The following is an 856-nucleotide window of genomic DNA, read 5'->3' as shown; positions in this document are numbered from 1 at the left end:
CTGAATCAGGCGCTGGACATGTGGGGTGATGAAGTGGAAGTGATGTACGCCATGCACCACTGGCCAGTGTGGGGAAAGGACAAGGTCAATGAGCATATCAGCACGCAGCGGGATATGTATCGCTTCATCAATGATGAAACCCTGCGCATGGCCAATCAGGGCTACACCATGTTGGAGATCGCAGAGCAAATCAAAGTGCCTGATGCCATCGCCAAGAACTTTTCCAACCGCGGTTATTACGGTTCCATCAGTCACAACGTGAAGGCTACTTATGTGATGTACTTGGGTTGGTTTATCGGCAACCCGGCGACCTTGCATGAACTGCCTCCGGCGGATTCAGCCGAGCGTTACGTGGAGATGATNGGGGGGGCGGATGCGTTGCTGGACAAGGCCCGTGACTACTTTGAAAAAGGGGAGTATCGCTGGGTGGCGGAAGTGGTCAATCATGCCGTCTTCGCCGATCCGGATAACCAGGAAGCCAAGAACCTGCAGGCTGACGCGCTGGAGCAGATGGGCTATCAGGCAGAAAGTGGTCCGTGGCGTAATTTCTACCTGAGCGGCGCCCAGGAACTGCGTAATGGTGTGGCGCAATTGCCGACGCCCAATACTGCCAGCCCGGATACCGTTCGTGCCATGGATGAGAGCCTGTTCTTCGACTTCCTTGGCGTCCGCCTGAACACCGAGAAGGCAGAGGGCAAGCACCTCAAGCTCAATTTCGTATTCACCGACAAGGACAAGTCCTTTGCGGTGGAAATGGTGCACGGTGTGCTGAACCACAGTGAGGGGCGTCTGTTTGACGATGCCGATGCCACCATCAACATGACCCGCGATACTCTCAATGGATTCATGCTCCAGG

1 protein-coding gene is annotated in these 856 nt (G+C 55.2%); it reads left to right on the top strand.

The genetic code is table 11. The features are described 5' to 3' along the window. Nucleotides 1-18: 18 nt before the first annotated feature. On the top strand, nucleotides 19-856 hold an 838-nt coding region (locus A3730_RS05215; protein WP_304439465.1), incomplete at its 3' end, for an alkyl sulfatase dimerization domain-containing protein.

The organism is Alcanivorax sp. HI0044, assembly GCF_001634945.1.
Note: the sequence above shows the minus strand (reverse complement) of the source record. Positions and strands in the feature narration are given on the sequence as shown.